This window comes from Parajatrophihabitans canadensis (genome assembly GCF_053764775.1).
The window spans coordinates 3420358-3446231 of record NZ_CM132445.1 but is presented as its reverse complement, the minus strand read 5'-3'; the positions used below and the strand labels follow the sequence as shown (position 1 = coordinate 3446231).

The window sequence follows — 25874 nt, the reverse complement described above, 5'->3', positions numbered from 1 at the left end:
AGGCTCAGCCACCGACGCCGGGGCCTCAGCGTGAGACCCCGGCGTGAGGCTCCCAGCGTGAGACCCCGGCGTGAGGCTCCGTTCTAAAGGTGCGCGTCGTGGTTACGAATCGCCAGCCGCCGAACCCGCATCTGCCGCCGACACGTCGAGGACCCGGTACTTCTCAAGTGCTTCACGCGGTACTTCGGGCTTGATTTCACCGCGTTTGGCGAGCTGGCTGAGCACGTTGACGACGATGGACTCTGCGTCGATGTGGAAGAACCGGCGGGCTGCGCCACGCGTATCAGCGAATCCGAAGCCGTCAGCACCCAACGAGCTCCAATCTCCTGGAACCCACTGGGCAATCTGATCCGGAACCGCTCGCATGTAGTCCGACACTCCGACGAAGGGGCCCTCAGCGTCGGCGAGCTTGCTGGTGATGTACGGAACCCGTGCTTCGTCGCCCGGGTTGAGGAAGTTGTGTTCGTCTGCGTCCAAGGCGTCGCGACGGAGCTCGTTCCACGATGTGACCGACCAGACGTCGACGTCGACACCCCAATCCGAACCTAGCAATTCCTGAGCCTTGAGCGCCCACGGCACGCCGACGCCCGAAGCGAGAACCTGGGCGCGCGGCCGACCTGCCTCGCCCAGCGCTGGTGAAATTCGATGAATGCCACGGAGGAGGCCCTCGACATCGACGTCGGCAGGCTCGGCTGGTTGCGAGATCGGCTCGTTGTAAATGGTCAAGTAGAAGAAGACGTTCTCGCCATTCGGATGCTCTTCCGTCGAGCCATACATACGAGAAAGCCCCGACTCGACGATGTGAGCGATCTCGTAGGCGTATGCCGGGTCGTAGGACACCGCAGCCGGATTGGTCGAGGCAATAAGGATCGAATGACCGTCGGCGTGCTGTAGGCCCTCTCCCGTCAAGGTTGTCCGGCCGGCGGTCGCACCGAGGACGAAGCCGCGCCCGAGCTGGTCGGCGAGCTGCCAGAACTGGTCACCGGTGCGCTGGAATCCGAACATCGAGTAGAAGATGTAGAACGGGATCATCGGCTCGCCGTGCGTCGAATACGCCGTTCCCGCGGCAATCAGAGATGCGGTCGAGCCCGCCTCGCTGATGCCTTCGTGCAGAATCTGGCCTTGCGTCGATTCCTTGTACGACAGGAGCATGTCGCGATCGACCGCATCGTATTCCTGGCCGTGCGGCGAGTAGATCTTTGCTGTCGGAAAGATTGCGTCCAGGCCGAAGGTACGGGCTTCGTCCGGAATGATCGGCACGAACCGCTTGCCGATCTCCTTGTCCCGCATCAGATCCTTGAACAACCGAACCAGCACCTGGGTGGTGGCGATCTGCTGCTTACCGGAGCCCTTCTTGAGCTCGGCGTACGCGCTTGCCTCCGCTGGCGGCAGAATGAGCGGCTTAGCGCGGGTAACCCGCTTGGGAAGCCACCCGCCGAGCAGCTCGCGCCGCTCCTTCATGTAGCTGATCTCGTCGGACTTCTCGCCAGGGTGGTAGTACGGCGGCAGATCGGCCTCAAGCGCGGAATCGGGGATATCGAGATACAACCGGTCGCGGAAGGATTTGAGGTCTGCCTTGGTGAGCTTCTTCATCTGGTGCGTCGCGTTGCGACCCTCGAAGCTCTCCAGCGTCCAGCCCTTGATGGTGTGCGCCAGGATCACCGTCGGCTGACCGACATGCGCGCGGGCCGAGGCGAAGGCGGCGTAGACCTTTCGGTAGTCGTGACCACCCCGTGACAGCTTGCGCAGGTCGTCATCGGTGAGGTCTTCGACGATCTTGCGCAACCGGGGGTCGCCGCCGAAGAAGTTTTCCCGGATATAGGCGCCCGACTCGACCGTGTACGTCTGGAATTGACCGTCCGGCGTGGTGTTCATCTTGTTGACCAGGACGCCGTCGCGATCCTGCGCCAGCAGCGGGTCCCAGTCGCGGCCCCAAATGACCTTGATGACGTTCCAGCCGGCGCCGCGGAAGTAGGTTTCCAGCTCTTGGATGATCTTGCCGTTGCCGCGTACCGGGCCGTCCAGACGCTGCAGGTTGCAGTTGATGACAAATGTCAGGTTGTCGAGCTCTTCGCGGGCGGCGACGCCGATGGCGCCCAGCGACTCGACTTCGTCCATCTCGCCATCGCCGAGGAATGCCCATACGTGTGACTGTGACGTGTCGGCGATTCCCCGAGCAGCGAGGTAACGGTTGAATCGTGCTTGGTAAATCGCGCCGATCGGCCCCAGGCCCATCGACACGGTGGGGAATTCCCAGAAGTCGGGCATCAGCCGGGGGTGCGGGTATGACGACAGGCCGAATGGCGCCTTGGACTTTTCTTGCCGGAATCCGTCAAGGTGTTGTTCGGTCAACCGGCCCTCGAGGAAGGCACGCGCATAGATACCCGGCGCGGCGTGACCCTGAAAATAAACCTGATCGCCGGTGCCGGACGCGAGGTCCTTGCCGCGGAAGAAATGGTTGAAGCCGACCTCGTAGAGCGAAGCAGCAGATGCATAGGTTGCGATATGACCGCCAACGCCCAGGTGTTTATTGGCTCGACTGACCATGATCGCCGCGTTCCAACGGATGTAGGCACGAATTCGACGCTCGATATCTTCATCGCCTGGAAACCAAGGTTCGCGCTCGGGCGGTATGGAGTTGATGTAGTCGGTGCTTCGCAGGGCCGGAACGCCGACCTGGCGTTCGCGTGCCCTCTCGAGCAGCTTCAGCATGAGGAACCGGGCGCGCTGCCGGCCGTCATGGTCCACCGCTGCGTCAAACGATTCGATCCATTCGCGGGTCTCGCCGGGATCGATGTCTGGCAGCTGGTTGGGCAGTCCATCAGTGATGATGCTGTAGCGATCACTAGTCACAAATCTATTGTCCTCCCTGTCTGGCACCGGATGTGACGCGAGATGTTTACCCGTGAGTAGCCCCGGCCACTTGCACTGTCGTCAGAGTGTGGTTATCTACGCCTGCACAACTGGCGCAGATTCGGTACGGCAGTTGTGCATGCAACCTTGCGGATACACCAGTGGGGTGCAAGCAAGTCAGCATGAGTAGGGCAGTACGAATAAGGGCAGTAGATCGGTGGACGGCAGAGTCCATTGAAGCGTTTCTTCGAATCGACATATCTCGGAGGCTGGCAGTGAGCACCACCCCCGGAACCGGGGACAGTACGACCGCTGTAATTGACCGGCTCGGTATCGAGCACGGCATGGTCGTGCAGGAACTTGGTTATGACGACGACGTCGACCATGACCTGCGCGACGCAATCGAAGACCGTCTGAACGATGAGATGGTCGATGAGAACTCGGACGAGGTCGTCGACGTCGTCCTGCTCTGGTTCAGGGAGTACGACGGCGATCTGGTGGACGCCCTCGTAGATGCGATCGCGCCGTTGGCAGACAGTGGCGTCATCTGGTTGTTGACGCCGAAGCGTGGCCGTGACGGCTACGTCGAACCGTCCGATATCTCTGAGGCAGCACCAACCGCCGGCTTGTCCCAAACTTCGCTGTTACCGGTTGCGCCGGAGTGGACTGGTGCGCGCTTGGCGACCAGACGTGCCAAGACGGGTGCTGAGAAGGTTCGGAAGGTAGAGAAGTGACCGAGCCCGTACCAGCCGATGGGCTGACGCCACTCGCGATCGGCAGCGAAGCACCTGATTTCACGCTTCGCGATCAGAACAACGAGTTGGTGACGTTGTCAGATTTTCGTGGCGACCGGGCCGTCCTGGTCGTGTTCTATCCATTCGCTTTCACCAACATCTGCACAGGCGAGCTCGGGCAGATCAGCAAGAATCTCGATCTGTTCGCCAACGACGATGTACAGGTGGTGTCGATAAGCATCGACTCGGCCTATTCCCACAAAGTATTTGCGCAGCGAGATGGGTTGGACTTTCCGTTGCTCGCTGACTTCTGGCCACACGGGGCGGTCGCAAGCGCCTTCGGCGTGTTCAACGCCGACATCGGTGTCGCGAATCGAGGAACATTCCTGATCGACAAGGCGGGCATCATCCGCTTCAGCGAAGTCAACGAGATCGGTGAGGGCCGCGATCCGCAGACTTGGCTGGACGAGATCGCCGCGCTGAGCCGGCCCGCTGCCAACTGACCCAGCACTGGCGACGCGGCATTCGCTCGGCTTGACCGTGACGCGGCCCAATCCGGAGCGGTCAGGCCTTGCCCGCGAGGCGGTCGTCCAGGCTTGCTCGTTTCGATTTACGCGCGCTGCTCTGGGGTCGGTGGCCGTTCGCAGGTCCGGCTTCGCCATCGCTAGCGGGGGTTGACCCTTCGCTATCGGCGTCCTCGCCTTCTTCTTCATCGCGCCGACGCTCAGCCGCTGCGAGGACGAACGGCAACGCCAGAGCCAACCCTGCGAACAGATACCACTGAACGACGTAGGCGGCATGCTGAGGCTCTTCGGCGCCGCCTGCAGGATTGGACATGTCCGGTTCCGGCAGCACCGTCAGGTTTGCGGTCCCCGGCTGGCCGGCAAGCAGTTCCCCGTAGGCGTTCCAAACCGGTGCGCCTAGGCGCTTGGCCTGCGAGACCGGATCGATCGACTCGACCTGATTGCGAGGGAGCGAACCTAGCCTGTCGGGCTTGGTGTTGGCGGGTTCGAGTCGGGCTGTGATCGACAGGGTCCCCGTCGGGGCGGCCGTCACGGTCGGGGTGTCGATGGCAGCACTGCTCTGATCGACGAAGCCTCGGACAACCAGAAATACCCCTGATCCGGTCTGAAACGGTGTCAGGACGAGATAGCCGACATCATTTCCTACCGTCTGACCTCGGACGAGTACCTCGTGGCCAGTCAGGAATTGTCCGGTAGCCGTCACGTGCCGGTACTTGTCGGCCGTTCCGGTCGCGGTTTGGTTCGTCGCTGGGCCTAGCACCGCCGCGACGTTTGCCGTCGCGTCGTTGTTGTTGGCATGAAGCTCGTGATTGGCGTGCCGCTTCTCGTTGAAGCGGGCGATCTGCCAAGTCCCTGCGGCGGCGCAGATGATGGCGACGACGGTGACGACGCCGAACATGCCGAGGTAACGGCGTTGGCGAAGTGTCCGGAGCACCGTATGACACTACGTCTAGCGTCTAAGAGTGGTCCAAGCCGCACGTGCGACCCTGGACGGTTTGACCGAATCGCCTGACGCGGTGGACTTGCCAGGGGAAACTTGACCGGATGACAATCCGCCCAATCCGCCCCCTTGTCGTCTGGCGGCGTCTTATTTCCATGCGTACCGCGTTGATGCTGCTGTTCTTCCTAGCCCTAGCGGCAGTTCCTGGATCACTGTTACCGCAACGGCCGCTGAATCCGGCGCGAGTCCAGAGCTACCTCCAGACTCACGGTTCCTGGGGCCGCTTCCTGGATCGGATCGGCGCCTTTGATGTATTCGGGTCCGTCTGGTTTTCGGCGATCTATCTGCTGCTCTTCGCCTCGCTCATCGGCTGTCTCATTCCGAGAATCAACGTGTACACGAAGGCGCTGGCGCGTCAGCCGCTGAAGGCTCCGCTGCATCTCAGTCGGCTGCCCGAAAGCGGCGTCCTTCATACCGCGTTGTCCGCCGGCGACGCGGCGGCCGTGATCACGCGGCAGTTGAGACCGCGGTGGCGGACCGTGACTCGCAGACCGAGTCCAGGCGCGATCACCGTAGCGGCGGAGAAAGGCTACAGCCGCGAGGGGGGCAACCTCATATTTCACGTCGCGCTGTTGCTGGCTTTGGTTCTCGTGGCATGCGGCAGGCTGCTCAGCTTCGAGAGTTCCAGCGTGGTGATCGAGGGTTCCGGGTTTTGCAATCCGGCGATGGATTCGTCGTTCCGCGGCGGTCGTTGGGTTCAACCGGCCGGTATCAAGCCATTCTGCATCGACGATCTCGACCGGTTCAATGCCGTCTATCGCGACGATGGCACGCCCGCTCGGTTCGAGGCGGACGTGACGTATCACGAGGGCGCAGATGGCGAGGCCAAGCGACAGGTGATCACGGTCAACCACCCGCTCCGTTTGCTGGGGGACAGGGTGTACCTCATTAACCACGGCTTCGCCCCAACGGTCCGGGTAACGCGGCCGGGACATGCGCCTTTCACCGATGTCGCGGTGTTCCTGCCACAGGATGGGTTTCTGACGAGCGAAGGTGTCTTCAAGTTCGGCGGGGCCGCGGGCGCTCACCGAGACATTGGTTTGCAGGCAATCTTCGCCCCGACCGCTCGAGACGATGCCGGGGTGATCACCTCTGTCTCGCCGCAGCCGAACAGGCCAGTGCTCGCGGTTATCGCTTTTGTCGGCGACGATCAGGTCAGCGACGGTCGGCCAGAATCCGTCTACGCCCTCGACACATCGAACATGACACGGGTCAGGTCGCAGAATCTTGCGGTCGGACAATCGATGGCAATACCGGACGGCACGACCGTGACGTTTACCGGCTACAAACAGTGGGCCTCGCTACAGGTCTCGCACGACCCAACGCAGACCGCGTTGCTGATCACATCCGTCGTGATGGTCGCGGGCCTGCTTTGTTCGCTTTCGGTTCGGCGGCGCCGTGTTTGGCTGCGATTGTTGCCTGCGGCCGATCCCGGAATGACGATGGTCGAACTCGGCGGCCTCGCTCGCAGCGACTCGGGCGCCTCCGGCGAGGAGTTCCTACGACTCTGCGCCGGCCTGAGGTCCGCGCTCGCCGATGCCGAGGGTGGATCTGCGGAAAAAGTGTCTCGAGAGGGATTTGAACCCCCGACATCCGCCGTGTAAAGGCGGCGCTCTGCCAGCTGAGCTATCGAGACGAGGCGGCCATGAACTTACCCGATAGTGCACCCGGACCGAAGCTGGACGCAGCGACTCCCCGCTAGAACAGCGCCCAAGGTGATCAACTCACGCCTCGTGGGCGGAATTGCACGCTGATCCGCGGCCCGACCGGACGCGCCGTTTTCGGGATGCCGTGTTCCCACGTTCGCTGGCAACTTCCGCCCATCACGATCAAGTCGCCGTGGCCGAGATTGTTGCGTAGCGATTGGTTGGCTGCGGCAGCCCGTCCGTGAATCTCGGCGGCCGGAGGCTCCATCGGGCTGACCTCGTCGGTCGGTTCGAGGGCTCTTCGTGGTCGCAACATCAGGCAGCGCGGCGTGCCCAGGGAGACGATGGCAACCATCGTGTCTTCCGAATTACCGCGACCGATCCGATCGCCATGAAACGCCACGCTGTCACGGCCGTCGCGGTATAGGCAGAGGCCTGTTGTAACGAAGGCTTCGCCGAGTTCGTCCCGATAGTGCTCGCTGAGGCTTTGCTTGGCCTGCTCCAGGGCCGGGTGAGGCAGCTCGTCACCCTCGCCGTAGAAGCTGAGCAGCCGTGGCACGGCGACGACACGTTCGTACATCTCGCGCTCCTCGGCACGCCACGGAACCGAGTCCAACAAGTCGTCGAACAGCTCGTCGGCACCTGAAAGCCAACCCGGACAGATGTCGATCCAGGCACCGTTCGACAGCGCCGCTCGCCTGATTCTGTCGAGCCGGCTTGGCGCGGGTGCGACGTCAGGATCGAGCAGCGAATACTGAAACGCGGCCATGTCGATATGATAACCACGAATTCAAACGTCTGTTCGATTCAGCAGCTTGCGTCATCGCTCGCTTGGGACGGTACGTTTTCGTGGTGCCGACTCTCGCCGATGTCATTGCCGCGCTGGACCGCTGGTACCCGCCGCACTCCGCTGAGAGCTGGGATGCGGTCGGGCTGACGTGCGGCGAACCCACCCGGCAGATCCGACGGATCGTGCTCGCCGTCGACTGTGTACCAGAGACCGTGGCCGAAACGATTTCCGCCGAGGCTCAGTTGCTGGTGACTCACCATCCGTTGCTGTTGAGCGGCGTGCATTCGGTGGCGGCCGATCTTCCCAAAGGCGCCATGGTGCATCGACTGATATCGGCCGGCGTGGCGCATTTCGTTGCGCACACGAACGCCGACGTTGCCGCGGACGGCGTGTCCGAGGCACTTGCGCGGCTCCTGGGGCTAGTCGATGTGCAACCACTAGTGGCTGACAGTGCGACGGCCCTTGACCATCTCGCGGTCTTCGTGCCGCCTGATTTCGTCCAGCCGGTGATCGCCGCCATGACGGAGGCTGGTGGGGGCGCAATCGGTGACTATGACCAATGCACCTTCTCGGTCGAGGGACTGGGAACCTATCGACCCATGGCAGGAGCCAAACCGTTCGATGGCGAGGTCGGTGTCCTTTCCCGCAAGGCCGAGACCAGAGTGTCGGTGGTACTCCCGCGAAGCCGCCGGCCGGCGATCCTGGCCGCGATGCAGAACGCCCACCCGTATGAGCAAGTGGCATTTGAACTCACTGAGCAGCCCGGCCTCCCGTCAAGCACAGGCACCGGCCGAATCGGCTCGCTGGAGGCCGAAATATCCCTGGACGACCTCGTCCGGTTCGCGGCATCGGTCCTGCCGAAAACGGTGTGGGGTGTCCGGGCAGCGGGCGATCCATCCCAACGCATCAGCAGAGTGGCGGTCTGCGGAGGATCGGGTGGGTCCTACGCCGATGCCGCCAGGGAGGCAGGCGCTGACGCCTACCTGACGGCTGATTTGAAGCACCACAGCACGGTCGAAGCGGTCTCTGAGCGAGCACAGGCTGCTGCTGCGCCCCCGATGGCGCTTGTCGATGCGGCTCACTGGGCCACTGAATGGCCCTGGTTACCCATCGTCGCGGATATGCTCGCTGCCGAATTTGAGGACTTGGATGTGCTGGTCTCGGAGGTGGTTACCGATCCCTGGACGCTGCACGAGCATTAGCTCCCGGGCATGCCCAGGCCAGGCACAGCCACGTGCCCCAGAGCCGCGCACTAGGGTGTAGTACAACCCGACACCACGGTTGCGACCGAGGTGCGAAGTCGGTTTCGACAGAGAGTCAACTCCACACGTGATCGCAGATCCCTTCGTCCAGCTACGCCTACTCGACCTGCAAGCTGTCGACACGGCTCTGGCCCAACTGGCCCATCGGCGCCGCACCCTGCCAGAGCTCGCGGCTATAGCGGATTGCGACGAGCGCGCTGCGACGGTCCGCGGTGAGCTGATCGATGCCGAAACCGCGTTGGCAGACCTCGCGGCCGCTCAGCGCCGTCTCGAGATCGACGTTGAGACGGTCCGCCAGCGAGCGGAGAAGGACCAGGCCCGGATGGCCGCCGTCGGCGTCCCTGCGAAGGAGATCGCTGGCCTGCAGCACGAGGTCACCTCCTTAGCGAGACGACAAAGCGTGCTCGAAGATGAAGTACTCGAGTTGATGGAAAGCCGCGAAACCGCGGACGCGCAGGTGAGCGAGCTGACCGGACAGCTCGATTCCGTGACGGCCGAACGAGTCTCGGCCGAGGCTGCGAGAGACACCGCATTCGCCGAAATCGACCACGACCTTGCCGCCCGTCAGGTCGAGCGGACAGCATTGGCGGATTCGATGCCTGCTGATCTGCTGGCTTTGTATGACAAAATCCGCGAATCAAGCGGCGGCATGGGCGCGGCGATGCTACGGCAGCGTCGCTGTGAGGGGTGTCGGCTTGATCTGGCCGGTAACGAGCTGTCAACGGTGCGGACGGCGAAAGCGGATGAGGTGCTGCGTTGCGAGAACTGTCGCCGCATTCTCATCCGCACACACGAATCGGGACTCTGACCGGATGCCAATAGGCGACGGGCCCGGCGTGCTGAGCGTCATCGTCGAGGCCGATGGCGGTTCAAGGGGTAACCCAGGTCCGGCGGGTTATGGTGCGGTTGTCATCGACGCGGCAACCGGCGAGGTACTTGCCGAGCGCAAGCAATCCATCGGGGTCGAGACAAACAACGTCGCCGAGTATCAAGGTTTGCTTGCAGGCTTGACCGCAGCGAAGGAGTTAGGCGCCAGATCCGTTGCCGTACGGATGGATTCGAAGCTGGTCGTTGAGCAGATGTCCGGAAGGTGGCAGGTCAAACATCCCGCTATGCGGCCTCTTGCGCGTCAAGCCGCCGATTTGAAACGCGCGTTCGACGAGGTCACATTTACCTGGATACCCCGCGAACAAAACAAGTACGCCGATCGGCTGGCCAACGAGGCGATGGATGCCGCGGCAGGTAAGCCCCTTCGCCCCAGCCTGCGGACGGCTGGCGAGTCGGACCCGATACCGGACGAATCTGCACTCGACGAATCTGTGCCGGCGGAAGCGGAACTTCCGCTGAGCGAGCCCAACCCGCAATCGGCGTGGGTGCCGCCGAACAGCAAGCCCACCCGTCTGATCTTGCTGCGACACGGCGTAACTGAGCACACGATCGCCAAACGATTCGCCGGCCGGTCCGATCTCGAACTTCTACCGGAGGGTCTTCTGCAGTCTTCACGAGCCGCCCAGCGTGTCGCGGAACTGGGCCCCGTCGACGTTGTCGTCGCGTCACCGCTGCGTCGAACCAAACAGACCGCCCAGGCTGTAGCTGACTTGCTGGGCCTCACGGTGGAAACCGAAGACGGCTTCGTCGAGACCGATTTCGGCGATTGGGACGGCTACAGCTACGCAGAGGTCGCAGACAAATGGCCTGGTCAGCTACAGGCCTGGATGAACGATCCTTCGGTCGCACCGCCCGGGGGAGAGTCCTTCGAAGCCGTGACGCGGCGCGTACGTCGCGCGCGTGACCGGGTGTTGGCCAAGCACCGCGATCAGACCGTTGTTGTGGTCAGCCATGTGTCGCCCATCAAGATCCTCGTGCGACTCGCACTCGAGGCCCCACCGATCGCGCTGCACCGGATGTACTTGGCCCCGGCGTCGATCAGCGTGGTGGATTACTACGCCGACGGTCCGGTCACCTTGCGCGGGTTCAACGACTCGGCCCACCTCTGACCTTGCTCCGTCGAGTAGCCGCCCGCTCAACGTAATCCGAGCGGGCTCGCGGTGAGCCAAAGGCAAACAGTAGCTGCCACAAGGATAAACGGCGTCGTCAACAGGCCGAGTACGTGAAACTCAATTGCCCTCGGCTTGTCCTCAAGCGGTAGGATCCGTCGCCACAGCAGGGTGGCCAGAGAGCCGGGGTACGTAGCGTTCGGCCCGAGGTTCACGCCGACGAGCACCGCGAGGACGACCAGCGGTGAGCCCGTGACGAGGGGTAACAGGGCCAGCGTCGTGGGCAGGTTGTTCGCGAGATTGGCCAGCACGGCCGATAGGAGGGCGATCGCCAGCAACGCGATCAGCGATTGACCGGACGGTATGAGGTGACGTAACGCTTGTTCTGCGCCGCGTTCGAGAACACCGGCGACGAGCACTCCCAAGCAGAGGACGAAGGCACAGAACCCTAGACTTGCGGCGGATACGAGCGAGGGCACACCGACCTCGCGGCGTCGAAGGAGTGGTACTCCCAGCGCCACGCAGCCAGCAAGCGCTGCCCACGCGGGAGCGACTCCAAGTGCGCTCGTGAGGACGAAACCGCCGACCGTCAGGGAAAGCACCAGCAAGGCGTAGGTCGGTATCTTGTCCAGTGTCGGTTGCGCCGACGCGCGCGTCGTGAGATCTCGGCGGAAAGCGGTGCGCAGGCAAAGCCAGTCCAAGACGCAGGCAACCACCCATGGCAACGCCATCGCAGCCGCGAAGCGCCCGAACGAGAGACCGCTCGCGGCGAAGGCAAGCAGATTGGTGAGGTTCGATACCGGCAACAACAGTGATCCCGAGTTTGCAATATGCGCACAAGCGTAGGTATGCGGCCGGTTGGGCAATCCGAGTCGAGCCGTTGTCGCTACCACTACAGGGGTGACCAGCACGACTGTCGCGTCAAGGGTCAGTGTCGCAGTGACGAGAGCGGCGAAGACAACGACGAGAAGCAGCAGACGTTTGGGCGCGCCCTTGCTCACCTGAGCAACGACGCTGCCGAGGTAGGAGAAAACTCCCGCTTTCGCACACAGGTGACCGAAGGTGAGGATCGCGGCCAGAAACGCTACGGTCGGGAACAATTGTCGGACGGCGTGCCAGGCTGTCGAGGTGGATGCCGCACCCGTGAGCAACGCCAGGCCGGCGCAAGGTACCGCTACTGCGGCCTCGCTGAGGCCGAGCGGACGCGCGACCGCAGCGGCGAGGCACGTGACGATGAGGATTACCCCGATCGCCAGCTGAATATGTTGTGTCATTGCAGTCGAGGCTAGCGATCCAGCAAGTCACCCGTTGCCACCACTCAACGGCTGCGTGCTCAACTCGCGGCAGTGCAACGTGTTGGGGGCGGTGGCGGTACGCTTCAGCACGCGGCGGACGAGCCGACCGGGCGACCGCGTCAATCATTGATTGCCGAGGAAAGTCCGGGCTCCACAGAGCAGGGTGGTTGTTAACGGCAACCCGGGGTAACCCGCGGGACAGTGCCACAGAAAACAAACCGCCTCGAAGACCGGTACGCCAGTCTTCGGGGTAAGGGTGAAACGGTGGTGTAAGAGACCACCAGCATCCCGGGTGACCGGGATGGCTAGGTAAACCCCACCCGGAGCAAGGTCAAGAGGATTCACGGCTTGCCGTGGATCTGCGTAGGCGCCTGAGGGCTGCTCGCCCGAGTCTGCGGGTAGACCGCTAGAGCCTGTCGGCAACGGCAGGCCGAGATGGATGGTCGCCCTCGAGGTCCACCTCGAGACAGGACCCGGCTTACAGGTCGACTCGTCCGTCGCCCGATCTACCGACGGGCGTCACCCTTTCATGCCGTCAAAGGCTTTGCCAATCAGCAGATTCGCGTTCAGAGCGCCATTGCCGCGTCGATGACGAGGCCTGCCGGAGTGCCTGGCGAGGTGTAGCGATTCGTCCGCCCGGCTTGCGTGGTTGCGATCGAAGCGCCACGATCTTCGTTACGGTCGCTAGTTGGGAGACAACGCAATGAGCACGACTGATCGCGAAGGTACGTACTGGTTCTGCGAGACACACCATACAGTCGAGCCGTTCAACGGGTGCGGTAGCAAGAACCGGATCGGCCCCTTCGACACCGCGGAGGCCGCTGCGAACGCTCTCAAGACGATCGCCGACCGAGAACGTCGTTACGACGCCGAGGATTCCGCGTGGAACGGCGACAGCTGACCTCGATGACGACTATTGACGCCGTTCAAGGCGAGCGTTATTTCGTCGAACCTGCACGGCGTGGCGCATTGAAGTGTCGTTGACAACATCGTCCACTGACATCACCAGTAGACCAACAGGAGGCACAGCATGACCTCACCGTCTCGAACTACCCGCAAGGCTCCGGCCAAGAAGGTCGCGGTGAAGAAGGCAGCTCCGGCCAAGAAGGTCGCGGTGAAGAAGGCAGCTCCGGCCAAGAAGGTCGCGGTGAAGAAGGCAGCTCCGGCCAAGAAGGTCGCGGTGAAGAAGGCAGCTCCGGCCAAGAAGGTCGCGGTGAAGAAGGCAGCTCCGGCCAAGAAGGTCGCGGTGAAGAAGGCAGCTCCGGCCAAGAAGGTCGCGGTGAAGAAAGCAGCTCCGGCCAAGAAGGTCGCGGTGAAGAAAGCAGCTCCGGCCAAGAAGGTCGCGGTGAAGAAAGCAGCTCCGGCCAAGAAGGTCGCGGCGAAGAAGGCAGCTCCGGCCAAGAGGACGGTGCGCAAGGCCGTGGTTCGCAAAGCAACCCGCTGAGTCCGGGTGGGACAACGTCGACTCGCCGGGACTCCACTCGACTTCGCCAGCCTGCGGGTCGAACTCGAGTTGCCCGGCGAGTTTTCGTCTGCGGTCCTGGCGCAAGCGCGTTCAGCTGCTTCGAAGCCGGCCGACAGAAGGCTCGACCGTACCGACATCGAACTGATTACAGTCGATCCCGCCGGCAGCAAGGATCTTGATCAGGCCCTTCATATCATCGCCGAGAGCGACGGTTACCTGGTCAGCTATGCGATCGCGGACGTCTCGTTTTTCGTCGATCCGCAGAGTCCGCTAGACCTTGAAACGCGCGTCCGAGGCGAAAGCTATTACTTCCCCGACGCGAGAGTGCCGCTGCACCCGTTCGAATTGTCCGAAGGCGCGGCAAGCCTGTTGCCGGGTCAGGTCAGACCCGCCGTACTTTGGCAGATTCACCTCGACCAGAAGGGGAATGTGACGGAGGCGGCCGTTGAGCGAGCGCTCGTCAAGAGCCGCGAGCAGTGGGACTACGCCGCTCTCCAGAGGGCCTGTGACGACGGCACGCCGCCAGCGGCGGCGAGCCTCCTGCCTGCGGTAGGTGCGCTGCGCCAAACCTTGGCGCGCGAACGGCACGCGATCGCACTGAATCTTCCGGAGCAGGAAGTCCGAAAGGACGATCTTGCCGCAGGGTCATCATGGGAGTTGGTATTGCGGGCGCCGCTACCGATCGAGGAGGCGAACGCCGAGATCTCCCTGCTGACCGGAATGTGCGCTGCACAGATCATGCTCAGCGGTGGGGTTGGCATCCTCCGTACATTGCCGCCCCCGACTGAGGCGACGATTTCCGCACTGCGGCGGATTGCTCCCGCATTGGGAATCGACTGGCCGACCTCGATGCTTCCCGGCGAGGTACTCGTGCGCTTGGATCGCACGAACCCCAAGCATGCTGCGTTCCTCGATCAGGCATCGTCGTTGTTGCGTGGTGCCGCCTACACCGGCTTCGACGGCACCCCTCCAAAACAGCAGTATCACGCTGGCATCGGCGCACCGTACGCTCACGTCACCGCGCCGCTGCGGAGGCTGGTCGATCGTTTCGGCACCGAGATATGCCTTGCGCTACAGGCACGATCAGAGATTCCCGACTGGGCGCGCTCGGCGCTCGAGGCGCTGCCGTCAGAGATGGCTTCAGCTGACCGGCGCGCCCATCTGGTCGATCGCGCGGTTGTCGACGCAACCGAGGCCTTCTTGCTCGAGGGTCGGGTCGGCGAGGAATTCGAAGCCGTGGTTATCGACGCGGGCGCTACCAGCGCGACAATCGCCATCGAGCAGCCAGCGATCCGCGCGCGGTGCGATGGACTGAATTTGCCGTTGGGGGACAGATTGAAAGTCCGGCTGGAGTCGGTGGACACCGACACCCGAACGGTGCGCTTCGCCGCACCGTGACCGCACGGTCGGCACCACTCTGGGTGCCGACCGTTACGACGCCAGGCGTCCGGTGGGTCAGGCCCTCAGTGGTAGGTGTGTTCAGCCCCTGGGTAGAGGCCAGACTGGACTTCGGTCGCGAAGTCGCGCACCGCGTGCGTGAGGACTGAAGTCAGATCGGCATATTGCTTGACGAACTTGGCCGGCTTGCCGGCGCTGCGCAGCCCAGCCATGTCCTGCCAGACGAGCACCTGCGCGTCACATTCCACCCCGGCACCGATACCGACCGTCGGAATTCGCAGATCGTGGGTGATCTCTTTCGCCAGATCCGCCGGCACAACTTCCATCACGAGGGCAAAGGCGCCGGCTTCTTGCAGTGCGCGAGCGTCCTCGATCATCTGGTTGCCTGCCGTCGCGCCGCGACCTTGGACCCGATATCCAGACATCGTGTTGACTGACTGCGGGGTGAGGCCGATATGGGCCATCACCGGGATGCCCGCTGCAGTGAGCAATTCGACCTGGGGCACCATCCGTGCGCCACCCTCGAGCTTCACGGCCTGGGCGCCGCCGTCCTTCATGAACCGGACTGCGGTGTCGAGCGCTTGCTGGGCTGAGCCCTGATAACTACCGAAGGGTAGGTCGGCAACGACGAGGGCGCGCTTCGTGCCTCGCACGACGCCACGCACCAACGGAAGGAGTTCGTCGACGGACACCGGAACCGTGGTGTCGTAGCCGTAAACGACATTGGCGGCAGAGTCTCCGACGAGAAGCACGGGCACTCCGGCCTCATCAAATACTCGCGCCGTCGAGTAGTCATAGGCGGTCAGCATCGGCCAGCGGTCGCCCGCTGCCTTGGCGTTCTGTAGATCTCGGATGGTGACGCGGCAACTAGAGGTGCTGCCGTAGAGCGATTCGCTCATGATGTTTCCCTTTGTCTCCTCGAGGCCGGCAAGCCGGTCCCCGGGCCAATGGTGGACGCCTCTATGGTGCCCTGCAGAAACACCTTTGACACCCCTCCGAAACGAACTGAAAGGGAGACGTGTCTCACCATCTGTTCGGACGACCAACGAATTCGGGTCCGTCAGCGGGTCTCGGAGGCCGATGCCGGCCAGGACATATCGAGTTTGTGGTTTACGCCACTGTGTTTACTGCTCTGGTGGTTGTATGACGCCGGTCTCTCTCCAGCGGTTCGTAATCGGCAACCGACGGTCCTTGCCGAAGGCTTTGAGGCTGATCTTCGGGCCGGGTGGGTACTGCCGGCGCTTCCACTCGGCAGCATCAGTCAGCTGCGCAATCCGCGTGACCAGGGCCGGATCGAAGCCGTCGGCAACCAGATCGTTGAATCCGGCATCCTGATCTACGTAGCGCATCAGTACGGCATCGAGCAGTTCATAGTCGGGCAGCGAATCGGAATCGAGTTGACCCGGTCGTAGCTCGGCTGATGGTGCCTTCGTTATCGAATTTTCCGGGATTGGTGGGCGTTCGCCGCGACGAATCGCTTCGTCGTTGCGCCACTCGGCCAACCGCCACACAAGCGATTTCGGGACGTCCTTGATCGGTGCGAAACCGCCAACGGCGTCGCCGTAAATGGTTGAGTAGCCGACCGAGAGCTCGCTCTTGTTGCCGGTGGCGAGTACTAGATGTCCGTGCTGGTTGGACAGGCCCATCAGCGTTGTTCCGCGAACTCGAGCTTGAACGTTCTCTTCGGCCAAACCCGTCAGCTTCAGGCTCTGCACGAACGCGGCCACCATGGGCTCGATCTCGACGACTTGATACGGCGCGCCTAAACGCTCTGCAAGGTCAGCCGCGTCGCTCCTGGAGTGTTCCGAGGAGTACCCGCTGGGCATACCGACGCCGTACACATTTTCGCCGCCGATCGCGTCTGCCGCGATAGCTGCCACCACCGCGGAGTCGATTCCGCCGCTCATACCGAGCACGACGGAGGAGAAGCCGTTTTTCCGCGCGTAATCGCGGGTGCCCGTGACGAGGGCATTCCACACTTCCTCCTCGTCGGGCATCGGCGAGTACACGCCTAACAAGGTCGGCTCCTCGGCGTTCGCGCCCAGTGAGTCGGCGAACGGACGAGGTCCTAGTGGGGCCTGCGCTCTCTTGACAACGACGTCGCCGACGATCGGTGAGTCGTCGCTGGTCGCCGTCGGCAAATCGAGGTCCACATAGAACAATCCCTCGACGAACTGGGGTGCGCGGGCAAGCAGCGCGCCATCGGCTGCGACGACAAATGAATCGCCGTCGAAGACGAGCTCGTCCTGACCGCCAACCTGATTCACGTACACGACCGGGGCACCGGCCTCCCGGGCTCTGCGCTGCACCAGCGGCAGTCTCAGATCGTCCTTGTTCCGCTCGTATGGCGAGCCGTTGATGTTGAGCAGCAGCCCGACCTCCGCCGCGGCGGCAGCGGTGAACGGCCCACCGTCCTGCCAGACGTCTTCACAAATTGTCAGGCCGACGTCGACGCCGCCGAAGCGAACAACAGTCAATTCGGAACCGGCCGTGAAGTACCTGTCTTCGTCGAATACGCCATACGTCGGTAGGTGGTATTTGAAGTATCGAGCGACAACTTCACCGTTTTGCAAGAACGCGGCCGCATTGCGAGCGCCGGCCTGCTCGTCGAGGTAGCCGACTACGACCGCGATGTCGCCCAGCCCGTCAGCTCTCAGGCGTGCCGCGAGGTCAACCAGTTCTCGCCGCGAGGCCGTTCGAAAAGAATGCCTGAGCACGAGGTCTTCAGGCATGTACCCGGTGAGGGTCATCTCCGGAAACACCACGAGTTGGGCGCCGTGCCGGGCCGCCTCCTCGGTGCGGCGCGCGACCATCGCCGCGTTGCCGGCAAAATCGCCCACCGTCAGGTCGACCTGCGCGAGGCTGATACGTATCTGTGTCACCCTCACAGTCTGCCGCGCCGGGTTCGGCGGGGCGCAAGAACCCAACATTTCCAAGTCACAAGTCTCGATCAGCGCTTGTTCGGGGCGATTCCAGGAGCCGTCATAAAGCGCGCGGGATTAGCGAACGCGCGCTTCAACTGGAATACTTCGAGCACAATGCCGTACAAATCACTCAGATTTGACACCATTTCGTCATCTCTACCGGCGTGTCGACGGTAGAAAGTAGGTCACAATAGAGCAGTCAGCCGTCGGGGCTGATTCTTGCTGTACGGCCCAATCCGATCAGCCGCCTAAACCGAATACGTCATCGTGCGGCGCGGACGCTGCAGCAAGTCTCTAGGAGGATCACGTCTTGGCTCGCCATTTGCGCAGCACGTATCGCAACGCCGTCCTTGTCGTCAGCGCGGTGGCAATCGCCGCGGTCGCCCTCAGCGCCTGCTCGGCGAAGAAGCAAGCGACAACCGCTGCGGGCGTCAATGCGTCCTCCGCCAGCCAGTCAGATGCCTCACAGCAGCCTTCGACTCCGCCGGCGGCTGAGCCCGCCCTGCTGACCGTCAGCGCCGCGACTGGCGCGAAAGACGTCAATCCAGCCCAGCCGATCAAGGTCAACGTCAGCAACGGCTCGCTTACCACGGTGTCGCTGATGACCCCCGAGGGTAAGGCCGTGAAGGGCGCCGTCGCGGCGAACAAGCTGTCCTGGGCGTCCGCTGAGCCGCTCGGCTATGGCAAGACGTATGCGTTGACGGCTACCGCGACCAATGTCGACGGCAAGACCACCACCGAGACGCGCTCATTCACGACAGTTCAGCCGAGCAACTTGACGATGCCCTACATCCAGCAAGGGTCGGGCTACACGATCACCCCCGGAGCCACCTACGGGGTTGGCCAGGTGGTCAAGATTCATTTTGACGAGGCCATCCCGGACCGGAAGGCTGCTCAGGCCGCTCTGACCGTCACGACCGTGCCCGCTCAGGTGGGCGCCTTCAGCTGGCTGAGCGATCAGGACGTGTACTGGCGCACCCAGACCTACATGAAGTCGGGTACGAAGGTCACGATCACGGCCAAGGCCTATGGCACCAACTTCGGCGACGGTCTTTACGGCCAGGCGGATGCGACGACCTGGTTCAAAGTCGGAGCCAAGCACGTCTCGATTGCCGACGACAACACCAAGCTGGTGAACGTCTACGAGAATGACAAGTTGGTCAAGACCATGCCGACTTCGATGGGACGCGATACCACGATCGCCGGCGACACCGGCCCGATTGATTTGCGGACAAATTCCGGCCCGCATGTCGTCATTGGCGGCGAGACCAACATCAACATGAACTCGGCGTCCTTCGGCCTGAGCAAGGGTGCGAACGCGTATCAGACGATCGTGCCGGTCGGCGTCAAGATCTCCTACGACGGCGAGTACGTGCACTGGGCGGACTGGTCGGTCTGGGCGCAGGGCAACACCGACACCTCGCACGGCTGCCTCAACGTCTCGCCGGACAACGCCTGGTGGTTCTACCACTTCTCCGTTCCGGGTGACATCGTCGATGTGCGCAACACCGGTCGTCCGCTGGAGGAATGGAACTCGGGCTACTGGGCGGTGTCCTGGGCCAAATGGCTCAGCACGAGCGCCAGATAGTTCCCCACAAGTCTCGGCGCTGGATAGCCCCGACCGAGAAGACACGAACCGCAGAGAGCCCCCGCCAGCGCGGGGGTTCTCTGCGTTGTCGGGGTCTCGACGCTCCCGAGGTGGCAGGCCGTTATCACCGCGAAATGCGGACACGGCAGACTGCGGGGTGTGGATCGCCAGCAGGAGTACGTCCTTCGCACGCTCGAGGAACGCCAGATCCGGTTTGTCCGGCTCTGGTTCACCGATGTGCTCGGTTATTTGAAGTCGGTTGCCGTCGCGCCCGCTGAGCTCGAGGGTGCCTTCGCTGAAGGCATTGGCTTCGACGGTTCGGCGATCGAGGGCTTCGCGCGCGCCAGTGAGTCGGACATGCTGGCCCGACCCGACCCATCGACATTTCAGATCCTGCCGAGCGATGACGGCCAGCCGAGCGATACGGCGCGGATGTTCTGCGACATCACGATGCCGGACGGCTCGCCGTCCTGGGCAGATCCGCGCTACGTCCTGCGCCGGACCTTGTCCAAAGCAGCCGACCGGGGGCTGACGTTCTACACGCACCCCGAGATCGAGTTCTTTCTGCTCAAGGATCGTCCTAGCGACGGCACGGAACCAAAGCCCATCGACAACGGTGGGTACTTCGACATGACGAGCCACGACACTGCGCATGACTTCAGGCGCACGGCCATCGACGCTCTCGAGGCTGTCGGAATCTCGGTCGAGTTCAGCCATCATGAGGTCGCGCCGGGCCAACAGGAAATCGACCTGCGCTACGCAGACGCGCTTTCGATGGCCGACAACATCATGAGCTTTCGGCACATCATCAAAGAGGTAGCGCGCACGAAGCAGGTCCACGCGACGTTCATGCCAAAGCCTTTTCGCCATCAACCTGGCAGCGGCATGCACACTCACCTTTCGCTCTTCGAGGGTGATCGCAACGCTTTTCACGACGCCTCGGACGAGCTCTTTCTGTCGCCGACTGCGCGAGCCTTCATCGCGGGTCTGCTACGGCACGCACGCGAGATCACAGCAGTCACCAACCAGTGGGTCAACTCCTACAAGCGACTCTTCGGCTATGCCTCGCCGGGCCAGATCGTCGAGGCCCCGACCTACATCTGTTGGGGTCACGCCAATCGTTCGGCGCTAGTGCGGGTGCCGATGTACAAGCCGGGGAAGGCCAACTCGACCCGTGTCGAAGTCCGTTCGCTCGATTCCGCCTGCAATCCCTACTTGGCGTTCGCGGTGATGCTCGCTGCCGGATTGAAGGGTATCGAGGAGAACTACGAATTGCCGCCCGGCGCTGAGGATGACGTCTGGTCCTTGTCAGACACTGAACGCCGTGCGCTCGGCTACGACGAACTGCCGCATAATCTCGCGGACGCACTCGATGCGATGGAGTCATCAGAGCTCGTCGCAGAGGCACTGGGCGAACACGTGTTTGAGTTCTTCCTGCGCAACAAGCGCGCAGAATGGGTCGATTATCGGGCCGAGGTAACGCCCTTCGAGTTGCGGCGCTACCTGCCCTCGCTCTAGTGCCGCTCGCACCGGTCTGATCCCAGCAGCTCCAGTCGAACGTGTCGGAACGCCGTAGTTCTGGTCGGAGATTTCCGATCAGTAGCCTGGATGCCATGCCAGTCGATGACAGCAGCCCGGCTACGGGTCCAGACAACGTCCGCAGGCCGATCCTTGTCGTCGAGAATGACGTCACGGACCCCGTCGGCCGGCTTGGTGACTGGCTTACCGACGGCGGTGCGATGCTCGATATTCGCTCGATGCCCGATGGTGCGGCTCTACCGGAATCGCTAGACGATTTCGGTGGTCTGGTCGTGATGGGTGGGGCTCAAAACGTCTACGACGACGACGTCGCGCCGTGGCTGCCCCAGCTTCGGGCATTGCTGGCCGCGGCCGTCCAAAGCGAGGTGCCGACGTTGGGTGTCTGTCTTGGGGGGCAGTTGCTGGCGGTGGCTGTTGGTGGCCGGGTCGGGCTTGCGGAGACGCCCGAGTACGGTGCGCAACTGATTGCCAAGCGGCAGGCCGCGGCCGACGACGTGCTGTTCAAGGAGCTGCCGATCACGCCGGACGTACTTCAATGGCATGTCGACGAGATCACCCAACTGCCGCCCCGCAGTGTGCTCCTGGCTTCTTCGCCCGGGGGCGAGGTGCAAGCGTTTCGGGTCGGGCGCAGGGCATGGGGTCTGCAGTTTCACATCGAGACCTCGCCGGAGACGATTACGGCCTGGGCTGAAGACGATGCGGCTGCGCTCGCAGACTATGACGTCGAGCGAATTGTCGATCGGTCGATCGCGGCTCACGACGACATTGCCGAGGTTTGGCAGCCCTTTGCGGCCCGGTTTGCCGCGGTAGTTGCAGACCCGGCGTTGGCTGCGACGCCGCGCGGGCTTCCGATGGCGTCGAGCTCGGTCCCTACCAGCGTCGCCGGGCCGGTCACCGATCCAGCGGAGATCCGGGCCGCGCTCGCGGCTCAGATGCAGGCAGCTCGTGGCTCCCACGGTCACTGACGGGGAAGAAGCCCGCGGCAACGATTATCAGGCCGAGAGCAGCAACGACGCTCGGGTTGGCGCTCGGCTGGTTCGGACGGGTTTCGCGGACCCGGTGGCTGCCGGTCGGCTGCTCTCCGACGACCTGCTCGGCATTTGGGATCCGGTCGCCAACGGACCGCGCGATGATGCGGCCGCCGCCATAGTCTCTGCCTTGGGACGGACCGCTGACCCAGACCAGGCCGTTGTCATGCTTGCGAAGTTGGCGGCCACCCCGGTTGGTCCGCAAGTGTTGATTGAACTGCGGGCCTCGGCAAGTTTCCGAACGCGGTTGCTCGCTGTGCTCGGGGCTTCGCTGGCACTCGCCGAGCATGTCTTGATGAATCCGTCCGACGCCTTGCTCCTGCGCGGCTCGAACGCGGATCTGCCATCAATCGAGGACGCTCGGCATCGAATTCTCACGGCGGTCGGCGGCGATGCCGACGATCCGGTACTTGGTACCGCGGGTTGCCCGGCATCGCTGGTAGGCCCACCCGCGGTCACTGCCTTGCGCAACGCCTACCGCGCCGAGTTGCTGGTCGTCGCGGCGCAAGATCTGGCTGGTGAACTGGATCTTCAACAGGTCACCGAAGCGCTCGCCGACCTCGCGGGATACGTGCTCGCGGCTGGCCTGGCGGTTGCCAGGGCGGTGTTGCCACCGGCTGCCGCGGCCTGCCGCCTGGCCATCGTGGCGATGGGAAAGGCAGGCGGACGCGAACTGAACTACGTTTCCGACGTCGATGTTGTCTTCGTCGCAGAGCCGGAAACGTCAGACGGCTCGATCGACGAGGCCCTGGCGAGCGCCACCAAGCTTGCCGCTGAGACGATCAAGATCTGTGGCCAAGCGGCGTGGGAGGTGGATGCCGCTCTGCGTCCCGAAGGTAAAGACGGCGCCCTGGTTCGTACGCTTGCCAGTCACGAGGCTTACTACAAGCGCTGGGCATCGACGTGGGAGTTTCAGGCGTTGCTCAAGGCGCGGCCGGCAGCAGGCGATCTTGACTTGGGCCGTGCCTACGTCGATGCGCTCGCGCCGATGGTGTGGACAGCCGCGGAGCGGCCTGACTTTGTTGCCGACGTCCAGGCGATGAGGCGGCGGGTGGTCCAGCATCTTCCTGCTGCCCTTGCCGAGCGGGAACTCAAACTCGGTCCTGGCGGGCTACGTGACGTGGAGTTTGCGGTCCAGCTTTTGCAGCTGGTTCATGGCCGGGCCGATGAATCGCTTCGCGTTCAGGCGACGTTGCCCGCTCTTGCGGCGCTGCGCGATGGTGGCTTCGTCGGTCGCGACGATGCCATCAGCCTCGCAGATGCTTACACCTTTCTCCGGACGACTGAGCATCGGGTCCAACTCGCGCGCCTTCGGCGTACTCACCTGGTGCCCGACGACGAGGGGGCGCTGCTGAGGCTCGCCCGCTCGATGGGCTTTCGCGCCGACAGCCGCGGCGACGCGGCAGCGGTGTGGCGGGATGAGTGGGCTCTGCACGTGCGCGAAGTCCGCCGGCTGCACGAGAAACTCTTCTACCGTCCACTGCTGGAGGCGGTCGCCCGGGTGCCGTCCGAGGCCATGAGGTTGAGTCCGGACGAGGCGCGCCGACGGCTGGAGGCGTTGGGTTATTCAGATCCCGCTGGTGCACTGCGCCACCTGGAGGCTCTGACGACTGGTCTGTCGCGGCGAGCGGCGATTCAGCGTGCGCTACTACCGGTCATGCTTTCGGATCTGGCCTCCTCGCCCGATCCGGACGCTGGATTGCTGGCTTATCGACAGGTTTCCGATGCGCTGGGGAGCACGCCGTGGTTCCTGCGGTTGCTGCGTGATGAGGGCGCGGTCGCCTCGCGGCTGGCAGCGATTCTGGGTACCTCGCGCTACGTGGCTCACATGCTTGTGCGCGCGCCCGAGGCCTTGCAGATGCTGGCCGATGACGTGCAGCTGCAGCCGCATCGCAGGGCCGAAATCGAAACGACCATGAACACGGCCGCTCGGCGGCAGGAGGACCCTGCGCAAGCGGGACATGTGATACGAAGCCTGCGTCGCTTTGAGCTGCTGCGCATTGCCTTTGGCCATCTCGTAGGTCTCCTCGACGACTCGCAGACGCGCATTGCTTTGACAGAGCTTGCCGACGCGACGCTGGCTGCGAGTCTGGCAACGGCCCGTGCCAGCGTGACCCGTACGCTGGGCGTCGCCGATCTGGACATCGATTTCGCGATCATCGCCATGGGACGGCTCGGCGGTCAGGAATTGGGGTATGGCTCGGACGCGGACGTGATGTTCGTCTTCGAGCCTCGTGGTGGCGATGACGGCACGGCGCCTGGGCATCGAAACGCTCCTGACCGAGCCGTCGGCATTACCGAGGCTGAGGCGGCTGAGCGGGCGCTGGCGGTGATCGAGCAGCTAAGGCTCATGCTGTCCGCAGCGACCTCGGACCCACCCCTCGTTCTGGATGCGAATCTACGACCGGAGGGCCGCAACGGGCCCATAGCTCGCTCGCTGAACTCCTACGCCGAGTACTACGCGCGGTGGTCGTCGGTCTGGGAGGCACAGGCCTTGCTTCGAGCTCGATTCTGCTGCGGAGACTCGGTTCTGGGTGAGAAGTTCATCGATCTGATCGATGACATCCGGTATCCGCCAGGCGGCCTGGCGCCTTCGGCCATTCTGGAGATCCGTCGAATAAAGGGACGTGTTGACGCCGAACGGCTACCCCGCGGAGCGGACCCGCATACGCATACCAAGCTCGGTCGGGGGGGCTTGGCTGACGTGGAATGGACGGTGCAGCTTCTACAGCTGGAATATGCCCACCAGATCCCGGGACTGCGAAGTCCGGCGACGTTGCCTGCGCTCTGGGCGGCAGCTGAAGCAGGGAGGTTCACGCGGGACCAGGCTTCGGCGTTGGAGGCAGCGTGGCGATTGGCCAGCAAGGCCCGGGACGCGATCATGCTGGTACGCGACAAGGCCGATGACCAGTTGCCAAGCCAAGGTCCGATCCTGGCCGCCATCTGTCGCGTTCTGGACTACCCGCCAGGCTCGGACCCCGGTCAGTTCATCGATGATTACCGCCGCACGACGCGGCGCGCGCGCAAGGTCGTCGAGTCCGTGTTCTACGACTCGCCAGGTACGGACCGTACCGACTCGACAGGATCCTTCGGCGGATGAGGTGCCTCGCTGAAGGCTGAGCGTCCGGACATCGTGTATTGAATGGCGCAGCCGGCAAGAAACACGACCAAGCCACCGACGGCGTCGATCACGAAGTGGTTCGCGGTGCCGACGATGACAAGCAGCGTGACGAACGGATACATGATGCCGAGAATTCTGACCCAGAGATGCTTCGCGCACAGGAAGATGGCCACGCCACACCACAACGACCAGCCAATGTGCAGGCTGGGCATGGCGGCGAATTGATTGGAATGCTCTGCAACCTTCGGATCAGCGAGTGAGCCCCAGGTGTGAAACACCTCGAGGGTGTCGATGTAGCCGTACTGCGGCAAGAGCCGTGGGGGCGCCAGCGGGTAGAGATAGAAACCGGCGAGGGCCAGCAGTGATGTGGCGAAAATAACTGTCCGGGCGCCCCGGTAGACACGCGCATGGGCCTTGTACAGCCAGATCAGCACACCAATGGTGATGATGAAATGCAGCGTTGCGTAGTAGTAATCCATCACCTGGGCCAGCGGCTCATGATGGGCCACGAAACGATTGAGTGATCGCTCGAAACTCAGGTGCAGAGTGTCCTGCAGATGCTGCACGCTACGTCCGTGCCGCAGCGCGATGGTCTCTTGCTCGGGGACAAGATTTCGAATTTCGCTATATATCCAATAGCAGAAACCGATAATCGCGACCTCTTGCCACCAGCGCGGTTGCCGGTGCTGGAGCAATCGATTTGGTAAAAA

Annotated in this window: 20 protein-coding genes, 1 tRNA gene and 1 other RNA gene; 14 read left to right on the top strand and 8 right to left on the bottom strand. The window is 63.1% G+C overall.

Annotated elements, in window-relative coordinates:
• Positions 1–102: 102 nt before the first annotated feature.
• Positions 103–2853, bottom strand: coding sequence for a pyruvate dehydrogenase (acetyl-transferring), homodimeric type (aceE, locus tag ACSMXN_RS16670; protein WP_022914782.1), 2751 nt, complete (start codon positions 2851–2853; stop codon positions 103–105).
• A gap of 275 nt (positions 2854–3128) precedes the next feature.
• Here aceE and ACSMXN_RS16665 point away from each other — a divergent pair, with 275 nt between their 5' ends.
• Positions 3129–3587 (top strand): DUF3052 domain-containing protein, encoded by a 459-nt coding sequence (locus ACSMXN_RS16665; RefSeq protein WP_027139799.1) that lies wholly within the window; start codon positions 3129–3131, stop codon positions 3585–3587.
• Positions 3584–4090, top strand: a complete 507-nt coding sequence (locus tag ACSMXN_RS16660; protein ID WP_022914784.1) for a redoxin domain-containing protein — start codon at positions 3584–3586, stop codon at positions 4088–4090. Before ACSMXN_RS16665 ends, ACSMXN_RS16660 begins: the two co-directional genes overlap by 4 nt.
• Before the next feature lie 61 nt (positions 4091–4151).
• On the opposite strand, the gene ACSMXN_RS16655 is transcribed toward ACSMXN_RS16660, so the two are convergent.
• Positions 4152–5045, bottom strand: coding sequence for an SURF1 family protein (locus tag ACSMXN_RS16655; RefSeq protein ID WP_155958495.1), 894 nt, complete (start codon positions 5043–5045; stop codon positions 4152–4154).
• A 110-nt stretch (positions 5046–5155) separates the two neighbouring features.
• Here ACSMXN_RS16655 and resB point away from each other — a divergent pair, with 110 nt between their 5' ends.
• A complete protein-coding gene (resB, locus tag ACSMXN_RS16650; RefSeq protein ID WP_081649281.1) occupies positions 5156–6715 on the top strand; it encodes a cytochrome c biogenesis protein ResB in 1560 nt (519 codons plus the stop codon).
• Here the strand turns inward: resB and ACSMXN_RS16645 are convergent.
• Together ACSMXN_RS16645 and ACSMXN_RS16640 are read right to left on the bottom strand one after the other, a co-directional pair.
• Positions 6675–6747, bottom strand: a tRNA-Val gene (locus ACSMXN_RS16645). The two genes, resB and ACSMXN_RS16645, sit on opposite strands and share 41 nt — an antisense overlap.
• A gap of 83 nt (positions 6748–6830) precedes the next feature.
• Positions 6831–7526, bottom strand: a complete 696-nt coding sequence (locus ACSMXN_RS16640) for an alpha-ketoglutarate-dependent dioxygenase AlkB (protein ID WP_022914786.1) — start codon at positions 7524–7526, stop codon at positions 6831–6833.
• A gap of 83 nt (positions 7527–7609) precedes the next feature.
• Here ACSMXN_RS16640 and ACSMXN_RS16635 point away from each other — a divergent pair, with 83 nt between their 5' ends.
• The 3 genes from ACSMXN_RS16635 to ACSMXN_RS16625 all read left to right on the top strand — a co-directional run bounded on the left by ACSMXN_RS16635 (position 7610) and on the right by ACSMXN_RS16625 (position 10806).
• Entirely contained in the window at positions 7610–8749 is a 1140-nt protein-coding gene (locus ACSMXN_RS16635; RefSeq protein WP_027139802.1) for a Nif3-like dinuclear metal center hexameric protein, read from the top strand.
• 127 nt (positions 8750–8876) lie between these two features.
• Positions 8877–9617 carry a CT398-like coiled coil hairpin domain-containing protein gene (locus tag ACSMXN_RS16630; protein WP_022914788.1) on the top strand — a complete coding sequence of 247 codons (741 nt, stop codon included), beginning with the start codon at positions 8877–8879 and terminating at the stop codon, positions 9615–9617.
• 4 nt (positions 9618–9621) lie between these two features.
• Positions 9622–10806 carry a bifunctional RNase H/acid phosphatase gene (locus ACSMXN_RS16625; protein WP_022914789.1) on the top strand — a complete coding sequence of 395 codons (1185 nt, stop codon included), beginning with the start codon at positions 9622–9624 and terminating at the stop codon, positions 10804–10806.
• Between the two features lie 26 nt (positions 10807–10832).
• Here ACSMXN_RS16625 and ACSMXN_RS16620 read toward each other — a convergent pair whose 3' ends face one another.
• Positions 10833–12080 carry an SLC13 family permease gene (locus tag ACSMXN_RS16620; RefSeq protein WP_022914790.1) on the bottom strand — a complete coding sequence of 416 codons (1248 nt, stop codon included), beginning with the start codon at positions 12078–12080 and terminating at the stop codon, positions 10833–10835.
• Positions 12081–12199: 119 nt separating this feature from the next.
• On the opposite strand from ACSMXN_RS16620, the gene rnpB reads away from it, so the two are divergent.
• From rnpB to ACSMXN_RS16600, 4 genes are all read left to right on the top strand, one after another.
• Positions 12200–12598: RNase P RNA component class A (gene rnpB / locus ACSMXN_RS16615), an RNA gene on the top strand.
• 206 nt (positions 12599–12804) lie between these two features.
• Positions 12805–13002: a hypothetical protein gene (locus ACSMXN_RS16610; protein WP_022914791.1), complete on the top strand. Its 198-nt coding sequence runs from the start codon at positions 12805–12807 to the stop codon at positions 13000–13002.
• 129 nt (positions 13003–13131) lie between these two features.
• Positions 13132–13545, top strand: coding sequence for a hypothetical protein (locus ACSMXN_RS16605; RefSeq protein ID WP_455407605.1), 414 nt, complete (start codon positions 13132–13134; stop codon positions 13543–13545).
• A gap of 6 nt (positions 13546–13551) precedes the next feature.
• Positions 13552–14964: an RNB domain-containing ribonuclease gene (locus ACSMXN_RS16600; RefSeq protein WP_022912668.1), complete on the top strand. Its 1413-nt coding sequence runs from the start codon at positions 13552–13554 to the stop codon at positions 14962–14964.
• 65 nt (positions 14965–15029) lie between these two features.
• Here the strand turns inward: ACSMXN_RS16600 and panB are convergent, their stop codons facing one another.
• Entirely contained in the window at positions 15030–15863 is an 834-nt protein-coding gene (gene panB, locus ACSMXN_RS16595) for a 3-methyl-2-oxobutanoate hydroxymethyltransferase (protein ID WP_022912669.1), read from the bottom strand.
• Positions 15864–16088: 225 nt separating this feature from the next.
• Positions 16089–17846: an NAD+ synthase gene (locus ACSMXN_RS16590; protein ID WP_022912670.1), complete on the bottom strand. Its 1758-nt coding sequence runs from the start codon at positions 17844–17846 to the stop codon at positions 16089–16091.
• A gap of 352 nt (positions 17847–18198) precedes the next feature.
• On the opposite strand from ACSMXN_RS16590, the gene ACSMXN_RS16585 reads away from it, so the two are divergent.
• The 4 genes from ACSMXN_RS16585 (at position 18199) to ACSMXN_RS16570 (ending at position 25143) form a co-directional block, all read left to right on the top strand.
• Positions 18199–19476 (top strand): Ig-like domain-containing protein, encoded by a 1278-nt coding sequence (locus ACSMXN_RS16585; RefSeq protein WP_155958310.1) that lies wholly within the window; start codon positions 18199–18201, stop codon positions 19474–19476.
• Between the two features lie 159 nt (positions 19477–19635).
• Entirely contained in the window at positions 19636–20994 is a 1359-nt protein-coding gene (gene glnA / locus ACSMXN_RS16580) for a type I glutamate--ammonia ligase (protein ID WP_022912673.1), read from the top strand.
• Between the two features lie 95 nt (positions 20995–21089).
• The gene (locus ACSMXN_RS16575; protein WP_022912674.1) at positions 21090–21980 is read left to right on the top strand and encodes a type 1 glutamine amidotransferase; all 891 of its coding nucleotides are present in this window, start codon (positions 21090–21092) and stop codon (positions 21978–21980) included.
• Positions 21961–25143, top strand: a complete 3183-nt coding sequence (locus tag ACSMXN_RS16570) for a bifunctional [glutamine synthetase] adenylyltransferase/[glutamine synthetase]-adenylyl-L-tyrosine phosphorylase (RefSeq protein ID WP_022912675.1) — start codon at positions 21961–21963, stop codon at positions 25141–25143. Before ACSMXN_RS16575 ends, ACSMXN_RS16570 begins: the two co-directional genes overlap by 20 nt.
• Here the strand turns inward: ACSMXN_RS16570 and ACSMXN_RS16565 are convergent.
• Entirely contained in the window at positions 25089–25730 is a 642-nt protein-coding gene (locus tag ACSMXN_RS16565) for a phosphatase PAP2 family protein (RefSeq protein WP_196811229.1), read from the bottom strand. The two genes, ACSMXN_RS16570 and ACSMXN_RS16565, sit on opposite strands and share 55 nt — an antisense overlap.
• Positions 25731–25874: the final 144 nt, after the last annotated feature.